Origin of the sequence: Enhygromyxa salina (assembly GCF_000737335.2) — a bacterium.
GTDB classification, from domain to species: Bacteria; Myxococcota_A; Polyangia; order Nannocystales; family Nannocystaceae; genus Plesiocystis; species Plesiocystis salina_C.
Genome location: NZ_JMCC02000010.1, coordinates 127,647 through 144,300, shown reverse-complemented (window position 1 = coordinate 144,300; position 16,654 = coordinate 127,647). Strand labels below are relative to the sequence as shown.

Annotated in this window: 15 protein-coding genes; 10 read left to right on the top strand and 5 right to left on the bottom strand. The window is 67.1% G+C overall.

Annotation, left to right across the window (positions count from 1 at the left end):
* Positions 1–18: 18 nt before the first annotated feature.
* Both DB30_RS41235 and DB30_RS05645 read right to left on the bottom strand, forming a co-directional pair.
* Positions 19–1,533 carry an RCC1 domain-containing protein gene (locus DB30_RS41235; RefSeq protein WP_205632916.1) on the bottom strand — a complete coding sequence of 505 codons (1,515 nt, stop codon included), beginning with the start codon at positions 1,531–1,533 and terminating at the stop codon, positions 19–21.
* Between the two features lie 95 nt (positions 1,534–1,628).
* A complete protein-coding gene (locus DB30_RS05645) occupies positions 1,629–2,555 on the bottom strand; it encodes a hypothetical protein (protein WP_052546939.1) in 927 nt (308 codons plus the stop codon).
* A 365-nt stretch (positions 2,556–2,920) separates the two neighbouring features.
* On the opposite strand from DB30_RS05645, the gene DB30_RS05640 reads away from it, so the two are divergent.
* Complete coding sequence (locus DB30_RS05640; RefSeq protein ID WP_052546938.1) at positions 2,921–3,358, top strand: ferritin-like domain-containing protein; 438 nt, start codon at positions 2,921–2,923, stop codon at positions 3,356–3,358.
* A gap of 236 nt (positions 3,359–3,594) precedes the next feature.
* Complete coding sequence (locus DB30_RS05635) at positions 3,595–3,768, top strand: hypothetical protein (RefSeq protein WP_153258239.1); 174 nt, start codon at positions 3,595–3,597, stop codon at positions 3,766–3,768.
* Here the strand turns inward: DB30_RS05635 and DB30_RS05630 are convergent.
* Together DB30_RS05630 and DB30_RS05625 are read right to left on the bottom strand one after the other, a co-directional pair.
* Positions 3,735–5,399 carry a SpoIID/LytB domain-containing protein gene (locus tag DB30_RS05630; RefSeq protein WP_052546937.1) on the bottom strand — a complete coding sequence of 555 codons (1,665 nt, stop codon included), beginning with the start codon at positions 5,397–5,399 and terminating at the stop codon, positions 3,735–3,737. The genes DB30_RS05635 and DB30_RS05630 overlap by 34 nt on opposite strands.
* 74 nt (positions 5,400–5,473) lie before the next feature.
* Positions 5,474–6,106: a CPBP family intramembrane glutamic endopeptidase gene (locus DB30_RS05625; RefSeq protein ID WP_146658105.1), complete on the bottom strand. Its 633-nt coding sequence runs from the start codon at positions 6,104–6,106 to the stop codon at positions 5,474–5,476.
* A gap of 127 nt (positions 6,107–6,233) precedes the next feature.
* On the opposite strand from DB30_RS05625, the gene DB30_RS05620 reads away from it, so the two are divergent.
* Together DB30_RS05620 and DB30_RS05615 are read left to right on the top strand one after the other, a co-directional pair.
* On the top strand, positions 6,234–6,713 hold the full coding sequence (locus DB30_RS05620) for a SixA phosphatase family protein (RefSeq protein ID WP_052546935.1): 480 nt from the start codon (positions 6,234–6,236) through the stop codon (positions 6,711–6,713).
* Positions 6,714–6,731: 18 nt separating this feature from the next.
* The gene (locus DB30_RS05615; RefSeq protein ID WP_153258237.1) at positions 6,732–6,878 is read left to right on the top strand and encodes a hypothetical protein; all 147 of its coding nucleotides are present in this window, start codon (positions 6,732–6,734) and stop codon (positions 6,876–6,878) included.
* A 3-nt stretch (positions 6,879–6,881) separates the two neighbouring features.
* On the opposite strand, the gene DB30_RS05610 is transcribed toward DB30_RS05615, so the two are convergent.
* Positions 6,882–7,418: a YaeQ family protein gene (locus DB30_RS05610; protein WP_052546934.1), complete on the bottom strand. Its 537-nt coding sequence runs from the start codon at positions 7,416–7,418 to the stop codon at positions 6,882–6,884.
* A 123-nt stretch (positions 7,419–7,541) separates the two neighbouring features.
* Here DB30_RS05610 and DB30_RS05605 point away from each other — a divergent pair, with 123 nt between their 5' ends.
* From DB30_RS05605 to DB30_RS05580, 6 genes are all read left to right on the top strand, one after another.
* Complete coding sequence (locus DB30_RS05605) at positions 7,542–9,377, top strand: DUF2330 domain-containing protein (RefSeq protein WP_052546933.1); 1,836 nt, start codon at positions 7,542–7,544, stop codon at positions 9,375–9,377.
* Between the two features lie 215 nt (positions 9,378–9,592).
* Positions 9,593–10,000: a LuxR C-terminal-related transcriptional regulator gene (locus tag DB30_RS05600; protein ID WP_052546932.1), complete on the top strand. Its 408-nt coding sequence runs from the start codon at positions 9,593–9,595 to the stop codon at positions 9,998–10,000.
* A 56-nt stretch (positions 10,001–10,056) separates the two neighbouring features.
* Entirely contained in the window at positions 10,057–12,534 is a 2,478-nt protein-coding gene (locus tag DB30_RS05595) for an FG-GAP repeat domain-containing protein (protein ID WP_146658104.1), read from the top strand.
* 173 nt (positions 12,535–12,707) lie between these two features.
* The gene (locus DB30_RS05590; protein WP_052546930.1) at positions 12,708–13,091 is read left to right on the top strand and encodes a DUF7793 family protein; all 384 of its coding nucleotides are present in this window, start codon (positions 12,708–12,710) and stop codon (positions 13,089–13,091) included.
* A gap of 71 nt (positions 13,092–13,162) precedes the next feature.
* Positions 13,163–14,302, top strand: a complete 1,140-nt coding sequence (locus tag DB30_RS05585; RefSeq protein ID WP_052546929.1) for an STAS domain-containing protein — start codon at positions 13,163–13,165, stop codon at positions 14,300–14,302.
* Positions 14,303–14,378: 76 nt separating this feature from the next.
* Positions 14,379–16,628 carry a type VI secretion system Vgr family protein gene (locus DB30_RS05580; protein ID WP_052546928.1) on the top strand — a complete coding sequence of 750 codons (2,250 nt, stop codon included), beginning with the start codon at positions 14,379–14,381 and terminating at the stop codon, positions 16,626–16,628.
* Positions 16,629–16,654 lie beyond the last annotated feature (26 nt).

Genomic DNA, 16,654 nt, shown 5'->3' with positions numbered 1-16,654 from the left:
CGGAGGCCGGACCATAGCCTATAGCAGCTCGACTGGGTCCGCTGTGCTGGGAGCTTCGTTGTCGCCGAGCTTGCTGGTGTTGCCGAGCCCAAGCTGACCCGCGTCGTTGTTCCCCCAGCAGCGCACCTGGTGGTTGCTGGTGACCGCGCAGGTGTGGAAGAAGCCGGCGTCGATCTGGATCGCGGAGCCGCCGACCGGCACGGGCCCGGCCTGGGCGGGTGGCTCGTCGTCACCGATCGTGCTCGTGTTCCCGTAGCCCAGCTCCCCAAAGGTGTTCGCACCCCAGCAGTAGACTTCGCCGGTCTCGAGCAGCGCGCAGCTGTGGCCGCCGCCTGCTGTGACGGCGATGGCTGGACCCGGGAACGCGATCGGCGACGAAGTCCCCGGCAGCTCGTCGTCGCCGATGAAGTTGCTGTCGCCGGTGCCAATCTCACCAAACAGCGCGCTGCCCCAACACAGCACGTCGCCGGTCTCGAACAGCGCGCAGGTGTGGGTCACGCCATGGCTGACCTGCTCGATCTTCGTGTTGAACGGGAGCCCCATCGGGATCGCGGCGACATTGCCAGCGCTCGCGGGGGTTTCGTTGTCGCCGACGTGATTGACGTGCCCGTAGCCTAGCTGGCCCTGGGTGTTGCGCCCCCAGCAGCGCACGGTACCGATGATTGAAATGGCGCAAGTGTGCGCGCCTCCGACGGACAGCTTGACCGTTCCACCGCCCACGTCGACGTCGCCCACGCTAGCCGGAGTCTCGTCGTCACCGACCATCGATGTGTTCACGTAGCCCAAGCGACCAAACGTCCCCAGCCCCCAACAGCGCACGGTACCGGTGCCGATGCGCGCGCAGCTATGGAACGCGCCAGCCTCGATCTGTGTGACGGGTGCCCCAACGTTCACGGCCTCAGTCGGAAATTCGTCATCCCCGATATCTATCGTGTTGGCATACCCGAGCCGACCGTCCTCGTTCACGCCCCAGCAGCGGACATCTTCGTCGGCCAGCAGCGCGCAGGTGTGCTGATCGCCAACCGCGAGCTGAGTCGCCGGGCCCGGCAGCGGAACGTCGTCGACGGACGATGGAAGCTCATCGTCGCCGATCGTCTCTACATTGCCGAGCCCGAGCTGCCCAGCGTTGTTGAGCCCCCAGCAGCGAACCCGCCCACCTTCAACCAGCGCGCATGTGTGCGCCCCTCCGGCGCCGATCGACAGGATCTCGGTGTACGAGCAGTCGTTGTCGCACCCGTCACCTTCCATGGCATTGCCGTCGTCACACGACTCGTCGTTGTTGGTGATCGCGTCTCCGCACCAAGCATCGGCGCATGAATCGTCAATACACTTGTGCTCTGGGAGACAGTCGCGGGACGACTCGCAGGGGCAGCCAACTCCATCACACTGATCGCCGTCGCCGTCTCCGTCACCGTCACCGTCTCCGTCGCCGTCGCCGTCGCCGTCTCCGTCGCCCGTCCCCGTCTCATCCTCAGAAGAGTCGGTCTCACCCGCACATTTGTGCTCGTGGCCCGGGACTTCGCACAGCGGCACGAGTTGACAGCCCACGACCGATAGGAACGCGAGACACGAACCGGAGCGGAGGAGAGATCGCAGCGTTGTTCCCATCATCACACCCTCACGTTGGCTCAGAACCTGAACGATGCGGCGACCGTGACCTGCCGCCCCTTCGCGCGCCCGACTTGGACTTCATCGATTGTGAGCATCACGCCCGAAACAACCAGAAGTCCTCCGCCAACGCCAAGCAGCGAGACACCGCCAACGGTGCTCTCGTAGGTGTCGCCACACGCTTCAACCGTCGTCTCCGCGGTAGGGGCTGTCTTGGTCTTGCTGCACTTGCCGTCCAAGCTCAGCAACACCGCCCCAACGACGAGCAGGCCAACACCCGTCGCCGCGCCCGCGATCTCGACAGCCCGAGGAAGCATGCGCTTGGCCGCCGCCTCGACGGGTGGAGCTGGCACGGCCACCGCGGCGGGAGGGTTGGGGTCCTCGTAGGTGATCGTCACCACTCCGTCTGGTTCAACGAGCTCGACCTCATGAAACGTCCAGCCAGCGTCCGGTTTGGCGCCCTTGACCCAGACTCTGTAGGTGCCCAGCAGCAGGTTCGCGCCGGGGGCAGACTGGCGCTCATTAATGCTGATCGCACACGCCCCTTCACAGACGATCTCGAGCGTCGCCGTGCCAGCGGCTTCCAGGGCGCGCTTCCGGGCCTCATACAGCTCCGTGACCTCGAGGCCGTAGGTCCGCACGGGCGGCGTCTGGCCCCGCGCGGTTCGGATCAAGTCATCCATCGCCTCCTGCGCCGCGCTGGCGTCTTCGATCGCGAGGTACAACCGGACCAGGACCACGCGAGCCTCGAGCACGGACTCTGGGATAGCCTCTGTGTCGCCAGGAAACCGAGTGTGGAGCTCGATGGCGGCCGCCAGCGCAGCGACGGCGGCTTGTCGGTCTGGATCTGTGGAGTTGTCCACGGCCGCCTGCAGCTCAGCCCTGGCTTGCTCACGATCTTGTTGTGGCGGAGCGAAGAGCAGGACGACCGGCAAGAGAACGTTCATGTGTCCCCCGACCATACCCGGTTGTCCGGCGCTCGTCTGCGCGGCCGGTGCTGGGAACAGCAGATCTCCACACGGCCGCGCCCACGGACAGTTGCCCCTGCGACTGTCACCAAGGCGGCGTTTGCGCGATCCATCATTTCGCTCCCCAGCGTTGCCTGTGCGCAGGTACGTGAGTGGGCGAGGAGCACCCTCGCAGCACATTTCCCTGTGTCCACAACCCCACGACATCCAAAGCTCCGGGCCAATGATCGGGTGATTGCGCCGTCCCGAGTCATCGAACGCAAAACACGACACTTGTTCACGTCAGGTCGCTGCCTATCCTCGATCGAGGTCTCGACGCATTTGGAGATCGCAGAGGTAGAGCAATGACCGCAGACATGGAAGAATTCCTCGATCGACTCGACAACGCAATGGCCTGGGAGCTGGCGGGCGCGCTGCAATACATGCAACACGCCGTGCTGGTCACGGGCATCCACCGCGATTACCTGAGGCACTTTTTCCATGAATCGAGCGAGCTAGCGCGTGATCACGCCGAGCACACGGGCGACAAGATCGCAGCATTCGGTCGAGTCCCGGGCATGACACCACAAAAGATCCGGCAGGAGACCGAGCCAGCCGCCATGCTCACAGCCGCCCTGGCGCTGGAGATGGACATGCTCGCGGCCTGGGAGCGCGTCCACGAGGTCGCCGGAGTGTCCAACAAGGGCACGCTGTTCTGGGTTGAGCAGCAGATCGCGGAGGAGCAGGCGCACGTCGACGAGCTGCGCAAGATGACCCAGCAGGTCAAGTTCGCCCGGCCCTAGGCCCGAATCAAGCGCTGCGCGCTCGACTCGGGCCTACTATGTCTTCAAGGGGGCTTTCGAAAGCCCCTCGCTTCGGCGGCGGAGCCCCCTTCGCTCACCCCAAACGCTCGCCTGTCGGCTCGTACTAGCCCCAAATCATTCACCTTTTCCAATTCAGCGCTTGATTTGGGAATAGGAGCCCGTGGCTAGAGCGGGACCGCTCGAGGGGAAGGCAGCGCCTCGAGGTCGTTCTCGACGTGGAAGCGGCCGTCCTCGCCCAGCTCGAGCAGGCGCCGCTCCTGGCCGAAGATGCCACCGCCGCCGTCGGCGACCTCCTCTGCGATCAGCCGCCACTTGGCAGCTTCTTCGACGTTGCGCGTCCGTCGACGCAGCCGCGCTACCAGAGCCGGACCAGCTTCGAGTCGCGATAGTAGTGGTTCAAGATCGGCCCATAAGTCTTGCCGTCGGCGGCCATGCCCATCGCGCCGTGCTGACACAGGCCAACCCCGTGCCCATGCCCGCCGCCACGCAGCACGAACCGGCCAAACTCGTCGCGCCGCTCGTCGACCACGAACATCGATGACTTGAGCCCGCCCAGCGCCCGGCGGATCCGCAGCTCGCCGTGGATCTCGACCTGCTCGCGGGCCCCATGAAGCGTGGCGTGGGTCGCCCGACCGCTGCGGCCGCGCGCGTGGATCTCGATTCGCTGCAGGTCACCCAAGCTGCGCGGGACCTCGGGGTTGCCGGCGACCGCGGCCGGATCCAGCGCGGTCGTCCATCGATACGCCGAGGCCACGTGGCTCGAGCTCGGCTTGCTGTAGGCGGCCGGGCTTGCGCTCAGCCACGCCTGAATGTTGGCGGCGTCGATGCCCTTGGCGAAGTCCTCGCCAAGCTTGGGATCCGGGGTCGCGCGCAGCTGCGGATCTGCCGGGCTGGCCCAGACCTGCTCGTTGTGCTCGGTGTGACCGCCACAATTTGCCGAATACACCGTGTCAACCAGCTGCGATTCATTCGGCCGCATGAGCACGCGACCGATCGTCCGATCGACGGCGGTGTTGGTCCGCGGGTGCTCACTGTCGGCCCCGGCGTAGACCTGGCAGTGCTGGTGCGAACACAGCAAGTAGGGATCGTCGAGGTGCCGGCTGCCAACCTTGGCGAGCAGCTGGCCCCGGGCCGCGACGGCCTGGGCCTTGAGCGCCTCGCTCGGCGCCGAAGCGTAGATCTCGGCCGGCACCAAGCCTGCAAGCAGCTCGGCCTCGCCGATTAAATTCACGACCGCGAGCTCGCCCTTGCGATCGATCGCAACATAGATCTGCCCGCGATAGCGACGATCTTCAGAGCCGCCGCCGCCCTCGTGGGCGACGTCGTGAACGGTCATCTTGTCGGCCCGCGTGGGCGAGAACCACAGCACGCCCTCGGCTTCGACGCTGACGCCGGTCTCGAGATCTTCAGCGAGGATCCGCCCGCTCGCGCGGCGCTCGACCTCGGGGTGCAGGCGGGGGATCAAGCCATGGCGCTCGGCCAGCTCGCGCGCGCGGGCCTCGGCCTCGCGCTCGGACGAGAACAGATCCGTGGTCAGCAGCACCCGCCGCGTGTCCAGGACCTTGCCCGACACACCGAACAGGGTGCCGACCTCGCGCTCGGACACGTCGAAGCCTTTGCCGCGCCAGACCTTGGCGCGCTTGTCGACTTGGCGCAGCTCGGTCGCCGGGACCGCGTCGAGCACGACCCGAAATGACTGCTTCGAAGGCTTGGCGTCGGCGACACGAATGCGCCAGCGTCCACCGCCGAGGATCGCCGTGCCGCCGTCGCCCGAGGGCAGCGCCTGCAGTCCACCTGGGGCCGAGAGCTGGACCTCCCGCTGGGCAGCCATCACGCCAACGCTGATCCGCGGGCGGCCAAGATCGTCGAAATTGAATTGGTTGCTGTAGAGCAGATCGAGCCGGTCAGCGAGGCTGATGTCGGCACCGCGGGCGAGCCGGGGCACCAGGCTCGAGGTGCCCGTCACCACGAGGGCACCGCACAGCGACTGCATGAAGCGTCGGCGCGTCGTCCCAGACATGGGCTCGGTGTGACATCACCGCGCGCAGACACCAAAAAAGCCGCGAACTCGCGCGGTTGAGCCTTCGGGCGGCCTCAACCGCGCGCGCGCCCACCTGCGACCGCTGGCCGGATCGGCCGACGTACCGCGATCGCTGGGGCCCGGCGCGTGATGTAGGCGAGGTTGATCAGGTTGATCACGAAGTGAGCCGCGACCGCAGCCCCAAGGTTGCCCGTCCACAGGGTCAGCCCGGCCAGACACAGCCCCAACAAACCGGCCGAGAGGGTCCACGGCCACAGCTCGCGGCGCGCCGGCACGTGGATCAGCGCGAACACCAGGCTGCTCAGCCATGGGCCCCACGCGTCGAGCATGGCACCACGAAAGAAGATCTCTTCACCGATCGCGCTGGCCGAGGCCAACAACAACAGCTCGGTCCCCGAGGGCCGGCCCAAGATCGCCCGAAACTCGCGGTGCAAGGCCGGCAGCCACGACCAGCGGCGCTCGAACACTCGAAACCCGACGACGGCCAGCAACCCAAACGCGACCCCCAGCAGCGGTGTCCACAGCAGCTCGATGTAGCCGACCCCAGCATCACGCCAGAAGTCGTTGTTCTCTTGGCTGATCGCGTGCCACATGAACCCCGCGATCGCGAGCGCCAGATAAAAGCTCGCGACCACGTGGGCGCGAGCGGCCGTCGGCTTTGGCGTTCGTTGTCGGAGCAGCGCCACCGTGGCCAACCATATCCAGGCGATCGGCGATCGACCAGGGCCAGCGCAGATTCAGCCTGGCGCAACAGGGAGCGCCACTCACGCTCCCCCTCTCCGGGGCGCCTCGCGTGTATGATCGGCGCCGCTCATGTTCCTGACCCTCGTCCGCCACGGTGATGCGCTCGCGCCCAACAACAACCTTGGTGACGACGGCCGCTGCCTGTCGGCCACTGGGCGCAACGAGGCCCGCGCGACGGGCCGTGCGCTGGCAGAGCGCGGCGTGGCACCGACCCACGCGTGGTCCAGCCCGCTCGTGCGAGCGATCCAAACTTCAGAGCTGATCGTCGGCGCGCTCGGGTTCGCCGGCGTGGTCGAGGCGCGCGACGACGTCTACCCAGACAGCCGGCCGCACGCGCTGTTTGGGGCGCTGGCAAGCTTGCCGGCCAACGCCGACGTGCTCGTGGTCGGCCACATGCCCTACATGCCCGCGGCCGCGAGCGCGCTGCTGGGGTTCAGCGTGGGTAGGTTCGCTACGGGGGCCGCGTTTCGCATTGCGGTGACGGGCGCGCCTGGATCCCAGGGCGGCGCGGCGCTGCAGTGGCGCTGGGTGGGGCAATTCGTCGACTGATCACGGGGGGACCCGATCGTGCAATCTGAAATACCCAAGCTGGGTCGAGCAATCTCGATGGGGTTGGCCCTCACGGCTTGCGGCGATCGAGCGGTGATCGAGATTGGGCACGACTCGACCGGCGAGCCTGCCGCGCTCGGGTCGATCAACATGTGTGACGGCTGAAGATCAGGCCGGCACAATTCGCTCGACCGTGCCCTGATGCACGTTCCCGGCGACCTCCAGATACAGCGAGCCCCCGGCCACCGCCAGCGACCAAGTGTTGTTGCGATCGAGCCCGTCCGCGACCGCGTCCAAGAATGCTTGATCCAAGGCATAGAGCTCGAGCGCCTCGGCCCGGTGGACGGTGCCCGCCGCCTCGGCCGCGAGCGCCTCGCCGCCCTTCCAGGTGTATACGACCACGCGCGCGCCGGTCTTGCTGGCCTTGTGCAGGCGCGCGGTCGAGGGCGAGCCAACCTCGATCCAGCTGGTGACCACGCCCTGAAGGTCGTGCTGCAGCAGCGCCGGTTCGTCGCCGGCTGACACGCCCTTGCCAAACTCGAGCCCTTCGTCGTGCTGCAGCAGCCGCGCGAGCACCCGCGCGACCAGGTAGCGCTCGCTCTCCGAGGGGTGCTGGGCGACCCGCAGATCCAGGGACTCGTAGACCCCCCGATCGCTGTCGGACAGGGTGATCGAGAACCGTCGAATCGTCGCCGAGAGGGCCATTCACGGGCATGGTAGTCGACCCGAACTCGCCCCGGCCCACGCGGGTCGCCCTGGTCAAAATCGCGCAGCTCACACAAACTACCTTTACCGCCAAAAGTAACTTTGGTATGAAGTGAGCCTGGCATGACCAACACGACGAAAACCCTCCGTAGCGCAGCGATCTCGCTGCTTCCAGCGGTCGCGCTCGCTCTCCCGATCGCCCTGACCCCGGCCGCGGCCAAGGCCTGCGGCGGGACCTTCTGCGACGGCGGACCGAACCCGATGCCGGTCGAGCAGACCGGTGAGGACATCCTGTTCATCCGCGACGGCAACGAGATGGAGGTCCATGTCCGCATCCAATACACGGGCGCGGCCGAGCGCTTCGCGTGGATGGTGCCGGTCGCCGCCGTGCCCCAGGTGTCGCTGGGATCCGAAGAGATGTTTCGGGTGATGTCGGCGACCACGATCCCCCTGTGGGACACGAACCGCACCTTCTTGGACCCGGACGATCGACCAAGCAACAACGGCAGCGGCAACCTCAGCTTCGTCCCAGCCGACGACCCAGACGAGCCAGAGGAACCCTCGGTCGTGTACGAAGAGGTGGTTGGCCAGTTCGAGGTCGTGGTCCTTCAAGGTGGCGCCGCGTCCGAGGTGATCGAGTTCTTCATCGCCAACGACTACGCGTTCGAGGACAACGCCGAGCCACTGATCCAGGAGTACATCGACGAGGGCTTCTTGATCACCGGGGTCAAGCTGACGGCGGGCGCCGACGTCGAGGCGATCCAACCGCTCGTGTTTCGCTTCGTTGCGAGTGAGCCCTGCGTGCCGATCCGCCTGACCGCCGTCGCCGCCAAGGACGACATGGGGATCCGCGCCTACTTCTTGGGGGACGAGCGGTGGGGCCCGGCCAACTACAAGCACGTGGTCCTCAACCCCATGGCGTTTGACTGGTCCAACCTCGACTTCACGACCTACATCGAGTTGGTGTCGACGGCCGTCGACGAAGCGGGCGGCCAGGCGTTCGTGACCGAGTACGCGGGACCGAGCGAGCGGATCGAAACCTCGACCTTCACCCAACCGGACTGGACCTCCGAAGGCATGGAGTCCATGGAGGAGCACCAGCTGCTCGAGACCCTCGACGACTTCGGCATGCTGCCGCCGTCGCCGGACGTACCGAGCCCACAATTGGTGGCGGTGATGCGCGAGTTCCTGCCGCCACCCGAAAACTGGCTGCTCAGCGAGATCCAGTTTTGGTACGCGTACCTCTACAACCCAGACCTGCTGGTCGGCGGCGGGATCGATTCGGGCTTCGAGGCGCTCGGCGAGCTCACCTGGGACCTCGCGGGGTTTGCCGCGGCGTTCGAGGAGCGGGTCATCATGCCGGGCGCCCACGCGGGCGAGCTGCTCGAGCGGTGGCCAATGCTGACGCGCCTGCACACGACGATGTCGGCCCATGAGATGACCCTGGATCCCACCTTCCACCCAGCACCCGAGCTGCCAGAGGTGTTCGAGCAACGCGTGACGGAGGCGCTGGTCCTTCCCGGGCTGGCGTGGACGACCTACACGGTCCCACTCACGATCTCGCCGTCGCAGGGTGCCGGCGAGTCGAGCGCGCAGCTGTGCGTCGAGGACGACGGGAACTGGCCGTTCGACTCGCCAACGATCGCCGACATGCCCCGGGCGCTGCGCATCGAAGCGGTGCCGGCGAGCGGCCCAACGCAGCTCCTGGTCGACAACGAAGCGGAGATCCTCGAGGCCGTGCAGTGGCACAACCTCGAGACGCCGTGCAGCACGGGCGAGCCGATGGGGGGCGACGAGTCGGGGTCGGGGTCGGGTGGGTCTGGCGAGTCCGGGGCTGGCGCAGCGGACAGCGGCGCGGCGAGCTGCGCCTGCAACAGCGGGCGCGGCGGCGGTGGTCCGCTTGGGCTCGGGCTGCTCGGCCTGCTCGGCCTGCTTGGGTTCACGCGTCGGCGCAGCTGACAGCTGCTCGCGCGGTGACGATCGGTGACGCCCGGTTCGCGCGCGTGACCGATCGCCGGGCCTGGCCGCGCGCTCGGCCCAGACAGCCGCCCCCCGGCCCGCAGACCCGTTTGGCGGACCTGGCCCCGCCCCGCCCGCGGGGTCGGGGGCCACACCGATCGGTGGCACTGCCGTCCCTGACGGTTCGCCCGTCCCCAACGCATGGTGTTCGCACGATGCACGCCCCCACTCGCCTCCACCCCACGGTCCGCTGTGACGCTCCCCTGCCCCTCGCCCGCACCCTCGCCTGCCCCCCACCCGTTGGCGAGGAAGACCAGCACGCGGTCCGTACCAGCCAGCTGATCAGCCGCTTGGTCGACGCGCTCGTGGCCACGTTCTCGCTGAGCGAGTACGAGGAGCAGGTCGTTCACCACGTGCTGTTTGGTCGCAGCTGCGGCGCGATCGCTTGGCGGCTGGGGATCCGCGAGACCGCCGTCCACAAGCACATGCACCGAATCTTGTTCAAGACCCGCTGCGACGAACGCCGGGACCTCTACGACCTCAGCCTGCGCCTGGCCGCCCGCGCCGGGATCGTGGGCCGCTCACGAATGAACCCGACCTCGGCCTATGCCGCCTGTGCCTGAGCGCCCCGCGGTTCTGGGGCCTCGGGCCGGCTCGGAAGGGAGTACCCTGGGCCGTCATGACTCGCTCGCGCCAATTGCTTCGCGCCTCGATCCCCGTTTCACTGCTGACGCTCGGCGTCGGCGGATGTGGGGACGACAGTGCACGTGCCACCCTCGGCGGCGAAGAGACCGGCCTGACCACCGCGGGGACCGAGTCCAACGACGAAGAGTCCGGCGACACCATGATCACCGGCGACGGCGACGGCGACACGGGGGACGGCGACGGTGACCCAGGCGGGGCGCCGTGCGAAGCCAGCAGCGACTGCCCCGACGAGCTGCACTGCGTCGATGGAGCCTGCGCCCCAGGCGAGGGCCCGTGCGAGACCCACGACGACTGCAGCGGCGACACCTACTGCTGCGACGCGCCCGATTGTCTGCCCGAGGGCGAAGAGCCCGGCGTGTGCATTCCGTTCGGCACCGGGCCGTTTGGGCCGTCCAATCCCGAGTGCGAAGAGCCGATCGTGATCGGCCTGTTCGAGCCCGACGTGCAGTGCGAGTGGACGACGCCGGGACCCAACGATCCGTTTCCAGATCACGCCAGCGTGCTCACGACCCCGCTCGTCGCCGAGCTGCCCTACGACAGCGGGTTCGCGGGCGAGATCGTGATCGTGACCTACAACTACACCGACGGCGGCGCCGAGGCTGGCTGGGGATCGAACCCGGCCTACCACGGGGTCATCCGCGTGCTCAACGGCGACAACTGCAGCCTCGTCGACAGCATCCATGATCCGATGAACCCGGTCGTCGCGGCCTCGCCCCCCGCGATCGCGGATCTCGATGGCGATGGCCGCCCCGAGATCGTCACCCAGCGCGCCGTCACTGGGCTCGTGGCGTTCACGTGGGATCAACAGCAGCAGCGCTACGTGACCATGTGGACCAGCGACGGGCAGTCGGACCTGTCAGTCGTCAGCCGCTGGGATGGCCCGTCGATCCACGATCTCGACGGCGACGGCGAGCCCGAGGTCATCAGCGGCAGCGAGGTCTACGACGGCGTCACCGGCACCCGGCTCAACCCCGGCCAGGTCATGCCCAGCGCGGGTGCGGGGACGATCTCGGTCGTTGGCGATCTCGATCACGACTTCATCCCCGATCTGATCGCCGACGACGTGTACGCGTGGAACATGGGCACCAGCACGTGGGAGTACAAGGCCCCGGGCGGGCCCGGCGGGCGCCACTATGCGTTCGCGGACTTTGGCAGCCCCGGCCTGCAGCCGGGCGAGTGGAACCCACTGGTGCTCGATGGCTACGCCGAGATCGTGACGGTGGGTGGCGGGGTGGTCTCGCTTCACGCCCTCGACGGCACGCAGCTGCTGTCCACCACGGACGGCGGCACGATCGTCGGCGGCGGCCCCCCCACGATCGGCGACTTCGACAACGACGGCCGCCCCGAGATCGCCTCGGCCGGCGGCAATTTTTATCGCGTGTTCGACCTGGACTGTGACGGCAACGATCCCAGCTGCGCCGGGCCGTGGGTGCGGTGGTCCAAGCCCAGCCAGGATCTGAGCTCGGCCACCACCGGCTCGTCGATCTTCGACTTCGAGGGCGACGGCGAGGCCGAGGCGATCTACGGCGACGAGTGCTTCGTGCGGGTCTACGAGGGCAGCACCGGCGAGGTCCTGTACTCGGCCGCGCGGACCTCCTGCACCTGGTACGAGAACCCGATCGTCGCCGACCCCGACAACGACGACAACACCGAGATCCTGATCGGCAGCAACTCCAACTGCAACGTCGCGTGTCCAACGATCGACCCGATCCACGTGGGCGTGCGCTGCGAAGACAACGACGACTGCACCTCGGGCAGCTGCGACGCGGGCTTTTGTCGCTGCGTTGACGACAGCGAGTGCCTTGCCGGCCACGCCTGCACCCCGCCGCTGCCCAACACCCCTGGCGCGGGCGCCAACACCTGCCGGGCGACCCACCCCATGGGCATCGCGCTGACCGGTGTTCGGGTGCTCCGCGATCGCCTGGATCGCTGGGCCTCGTCGCGCAACCTGTGGAACCAGCACGCCTACTCGATCACCAACGTCAACGACGATCTGAGCGTCCCCGACGCTGCGAGCTGGGGCCTGTCGCAGAATTACCTGGATCCCGAGCTCAACAACTATCGCCAGAACCGCCAGGGCGACACGCCCCCCGAGGCCCTGCCCGACATCACGGGCGCCCTCGATGACGCGACCTGCTCGATCGAAGACGGCCAGACCCTGCTGACTGGCACGGTCTGCAACCGCGGCAAGAAGGCCGTTGGCTCGACGCTGCCTGCAACCTTCTACCTTGGCGATCCGATGCAGGGCGTGATCTTGTGCGTGGCCTACACCCAAGAGCCCGTGCCCGTCGACGAGTGTCGCGAGGTGTCTTGCGCGATCGACAATGAGATCGACGGCGAGATCACGATGGTCACCAACGACGACGGGATGGGCGGCCAGACCACGCTGGAGTGCTTCTCGAACAACAACTCCGACACCGTCGAAGTCGAGGCCTGCATCCCGGTCGAGTAGGGTCCGTGACCCCCAACGAAGGAAGGTAAGCCACGATACGCGACACACATACTCTCGGGCGGCAGGGGCTTGCCCGCGTGGATGACCAGGCCGTAGGATCGCCACGTGTGTTCCACCCGCGGCGTGCGTCGGGCCGATGCGCCGTGAACAGGTCAAAGCGAGACGGAGTCGACATGGCAGCGCAGCAAGTCAAAACCAAGACGGGCGTGACCTGGCTGGACGAGGAGCACGGCATCTTGCGCTTCGTCTACGCTGCTGGGGCCGAGTGTGGACTCGAGGAAGCGAAGGAGAACGTCGTGGCCCAGCTCGCCCTGGCGCAGGGTAAGCAGATCGGGATCCTCGTCGACATCGCCGGAGCCAAGTCAGTCGATCACGCAGCAAGGCAGCACTATGCGGAGTCCAAGGCTTTTCTAGCGCTCGCGCTGATCGGCGGGCCCCCGATTGCACGGATCATTGGAAACATCTTCCTCGCGGTGTACGGCAGCCGTGACACGCCAACCCGGTTCTTTCGCTCGGACACCGAGGCAATCGCGTGGCTCGAGAGTTTCGGCGGCTAGGCCCATGGTGCAATGCCTCACGCCCCCTCGCTTGGCCTCTCCGCCGATGCATCGCACCACGGACTCCTAGAATGACTGTGCTCGAGGGTGAAGATCCAAGGATCGAGACGATCCGGGACAATCTGCTCGAAGCCCTGTTGGAGAGCGGGCACGGCGTCGCCACGCCGCCTGACCCGACCCAGGGCGACCCGATCGCGGAGCTGCTCGCGGTGTCCCAGCAAATCCGTGACACAGCCCGCGCAGAGCGTGCCTTGCGCGTCGCAGCGGAGCAGCGACTCGAGGAATTGCTCGAGGTGGTCGTCGCCCTCGTGTCATTCGACTACGCCCGCAAAGCTACGATCAGTGACTCGAATGATGTGTTTGACGGGATGGCTGCTGGCCTCAACATGTTGGGCGAAGAGCTGTCGTCATCCACCGTCTCCCGCGACTATGTCACCAATATCATCGAGTCAATGACGGACGCGGTGATCGTCGCGGATCCGGAAGGGATCATTGCGACAGCGAACGGAGCCACCAGCACGCTCGTTGGCCGCCCAAGCGAGGACCTGCTGGGCCAGCCGCTCACCGAGGCGCTCCCCGGCGTCGCAGTGGAGTCACTCCTCGACGCCAGCGGCGGGCGCGAGCTCGAGCTGGTGCTGTCGCGACCGGACAAGTCGGGCAAGTCGGGCGACACAAACGAGGTCGTCACGGCGTCGCTCTCGGCGTCGGTGATGCGTCATCGCGGCAAGCTCGTGGGGCTCGTGTGTGTCGTCCGCGACACGACCGAGAGCCGACGACTCGACGAGGAGCGCTGGCGCCTGCGTGAGGCTGTCCAGCGCCAGGCGATTCTGGTCGAGGAGCTGTCCACGCCGCTCATCCCAATCACGGATCAGATCCTCGTGATGCCGCTCGTCGGGCCCGTGGATGCGCACCGCGCTACTCAAATGACCGAGGTGCTGCTGCAGGGCATCGTCGCCAGGCACGCGAAGGTGGCGATCCTCGACATCACTGGCGTCCGATCGATCGACCTCGAGGCGGTCGTCGGCATCACCCGCGCGACGCGGGCGGCCGGCCTGGTCGGGGCGGAGGTGCTGCTGACAGGGATCCGGCCGGACGTGGTCCGCTCGCTCATCGAGATCGGCACCGACGTCGACAGCTTCGTCAGCTTCAGCACGCTACAGAGCGGCATCGTCCACGCCATGAGCCGAGTCGCCCGACGGCCTCAACGCTAAACAGCGGCTCGAGCCGCGAAGATCGGCGATGTTCTCTCGCAGATCGCTCGAGATGCTGTAGGCTCGACGCGAGCCCATGTCCAGACTCGCCAACCTGCAGATCAGCGTCAGCTTCGACAACGACCCCGACCAGAGCTGGGAGGTCGCCAGCTTCTCGCTCACCGAGTCGCTCAACGATCACTACACCGCGACCCTCGACGTCGAGACACAGGACACCCACGCGGACACCAGTGATCTGCTTGGGACCACCTGCGAGCTCTCGATGCATCGTGGCGAGCACCCGCCACGCTTCGTTCATGGCGTCGTCGCGCGCGTCGACTACCTTGGCCACCACGAGCACCACGTCCACGCGCGGGTCACCGTGGTCCCCGCGTTCGCGCTGGCCAAGTCGCGGATCAACTCGCGGATCTGGCAAGACATGTCGGTCCAAGACATCGTCCGCGAAGTGCTCGCCAACACCCTCGACGAGTACGACCGCAGCGTGGAATTTGGCCACCTGCAGCGCGGGCTCTCGCCGCGGGGCTATTGCGTACAGTACCGCGAGAGCGACCACGACTTCGTGTGTCGGCTGCTCGAAGAAGAGGGCATCACATGGTTCTTCGCCCACGACGGCGAGCGCGGCCACGAGGTCCTCACGCTGTGCGACGACAACGAGGACTACCCCAAGCACGCCAACGTCGACGGCACGGCCACGCTCCCGCTCATCGCCCACAACCCCGACGAGGCCGACCTCGAGTCGCTGCAGGCCTTCGAGTGGGCCCAGCAGCTGACGGTGACCTCGGTCTCGCTCAGTGAATTCGACGCGGGCAGCCCCTCCGCCGGCTTGGCCGAGGCCCACGGCCAGGCCGACGCCCGGGGTCGGATCCGGCAGATCGTCGATCACGGCCAGCGTCGGTTCGGCAGCGGCGAGCTCAGCCAGCGCACCCAAGATCTTCAGCAGAGCCTGCGCATGTCGGGCTCGCTGGCAACGTGTGAGAGCAACGCCTCGCTCGCGCGGGTCGGCCACCGGTTCATGCTCGACGGCGTTGGCCACGAAGGCGCGCCAAGCGAGTGGCTGGTGACCAGCATCGTTCATCAGTACGGCGGCGACCGGGGCGGCGCGCAGGTCTATCGCAACAACTTGACGTGTGTCCCCGCGACCGTCGTGATTCGCCCGCTCGAGCTCACGCCCAAGCCCGAGGTTCGCGGGCCACAGACGGCGACCGTCGTCGGTGGCGGCGAGATCGACGTGGACGCCAGCGGCCGGATCCAAGTCCAGTTTCACTGGACCAAGAACCCCGATCAGGGCGGCGGATCAGGCGGGACCTCGTGCCGGCTCCGCTGCGCGCAGAGCTGGGCCGGCCCAGGCTGGGGCGCGCAGTTCATCCCACGCGTGGGCATGGAGGTCGTCGTCGAGTTCCTCGAGGGCAACCCCGACCAACCGCTGGTCACCGGCTGCGTCTACAACGGCGCCAACGAGCCCCCGTTTGCGCTGCCCGGCAAGTCCACCCAGAGCGGCTGGCGAACCAACAGCTCGCCGGGCGGCGGCGGCAGCAACGAGCTGCGCTTCGAGGACGCCGCCGGCTCCGAAGAAATCTACCTCCACGGGCAAAAAGACTGGAACACGGAGATCAAGCACGACAAGGCCCAGACCGTCGGCCACAACGAGTCGCTGCGGGTCGGCAACAACCGCCGCAAGTCCGTGCAGGCCAACGAGACCGAGTCGATCGGGGCCAACAAGAACGTCACCGTTGGCGAGGATCAGCTCGAGGTCATCGGCGCCAACATGACGCTCACCGTGGGTGAGAACCAAGTCGTGGGCATTGGCGCGGACCAGAGCGTGACGATCGGCGGCAGCCACAGCGAGACGATCGGCGCGAGCGCGAGCCAGAGCGTGCTGGTGGCCAAGACCGTGACCGTGGGCGGCATGTTGGCTACGGTCGTGGGCGGGGCCATGAACACCTCGGTCGGCGCCGCGATGCTCGAGGAGGTCGGCGGCATCAAGACCGTCGCCGTGGGTGCAAGCAGCGGCGAGAGCGTTGTCGGGTCCAAGTCTGTCGACGCGGCCTCGATCCAACACAGCGCCCGCAAGGATCTCGGTGCCAGCGCAGGCGCCAACCTCAGCATCTCGGCCGGCAAAGATCTCGCGGTCACGGCCAAGGGCGAGCTCACGATCGCCGGCAAGAAGAAGGGGCTGATCGAGCTCGAGTCCGATCTGACGATCAAGGTCGGCAAAGCCTCGATCACGCTCAGCAAGAACGGCGAGATCGTGCTCGCGGGCACCAAGATCAGCGTGAAGGGCAAAGACTCGATCACGCTCAAGGCCAAGAAGGTCAATCAAAACTGAGCGCGGAGCTTGGCGAGACGTCGACG

What these genes read in the sequence shown, in the direction of transcription:
- DB30_RS05640 (WP_052546938.1), top strand. Translation starts at nt 2,921, where the DNA reads ATGACCGCAGACATGGAAGAATTCCTCGATCGACTCGACAACGCAATG.
- DB30_RS05605 (WP_052546933.1), top strand. Translation starts at nt 7,542, where the DNA reads ATGACCAACACGACGAAAACCCTCCGTAGCGCAGCGATCTCGCTGCTT.
- DB30_RS05595 (WP_146658104.1), top strand. Translation starts at nt 10,057, where the DNA reads ATGACTCGCTCGCGCCAATTGCTTCGCGCCTCGATCCCCGTTTCACTG.
- DB30_RS05645 (WP_052546939.1), bottom strand. Translation starts at nt 2,555, where the DNA reads ATGAACGTTCTCTTGCCGGTCGTCCTGCTCTTCGCTCCGCCACAACAA.
- DB30_RS05580 (WP_052546928.1), top strand. Translation starts at nt 14,379, where the DNA reads ATGTCCAGACTCGCCAACCTGCAGATCAGCGTCAGCTTCGACAACGAC.
- DB30_RS05585 (WP_052546929.1), top strand. Translation starts at nt 13,163, where the DNA reads ATGACTGTGCTCGAGGGTGAAGATCCAAGGATCGAGACGATCCGGGAC.
- DB30_RS05600 (WP_052546932.1), top strand. Translation starts at nt 9,593, where the DNA reads ATGCACGCCCCCACTCGCCTCCACCCCACGGTCCGCTGTGACGCTCCC.
- DB30_RS05630 (WP_052546937.1), bottom strand. Translation starts at nt 5,399, where the DNA reads ATGTCTGGGACGACGCGCCGACGCTTCATGCAGTCGCTGTGCGGTGCC.
- DB30_RS05590 (WP_052546930.1), top strand. Translation starts at nt 12,708, where the DNA reads ATGGCAGCGCAGCAAGTCAAAACCAAGACGGGCGTGACCTGGCTGGAC.
- DB30_RS05620 (WP_052546935.1), top strand. Translation starts at nt 6,234, where the DNA reads ATGTTCCTGACCCTCGTCCGCCACGGTGATGCGCTCGCGCCCAACAAC.
- DB30_RS05610 (WP_052546934.1), bottom strand. Translation starts at nt 7,418, where the DNA reads ATGGCCCTCTCGGCGACGATTCGACGGTTCTCGATCACCCTGTCCGAC.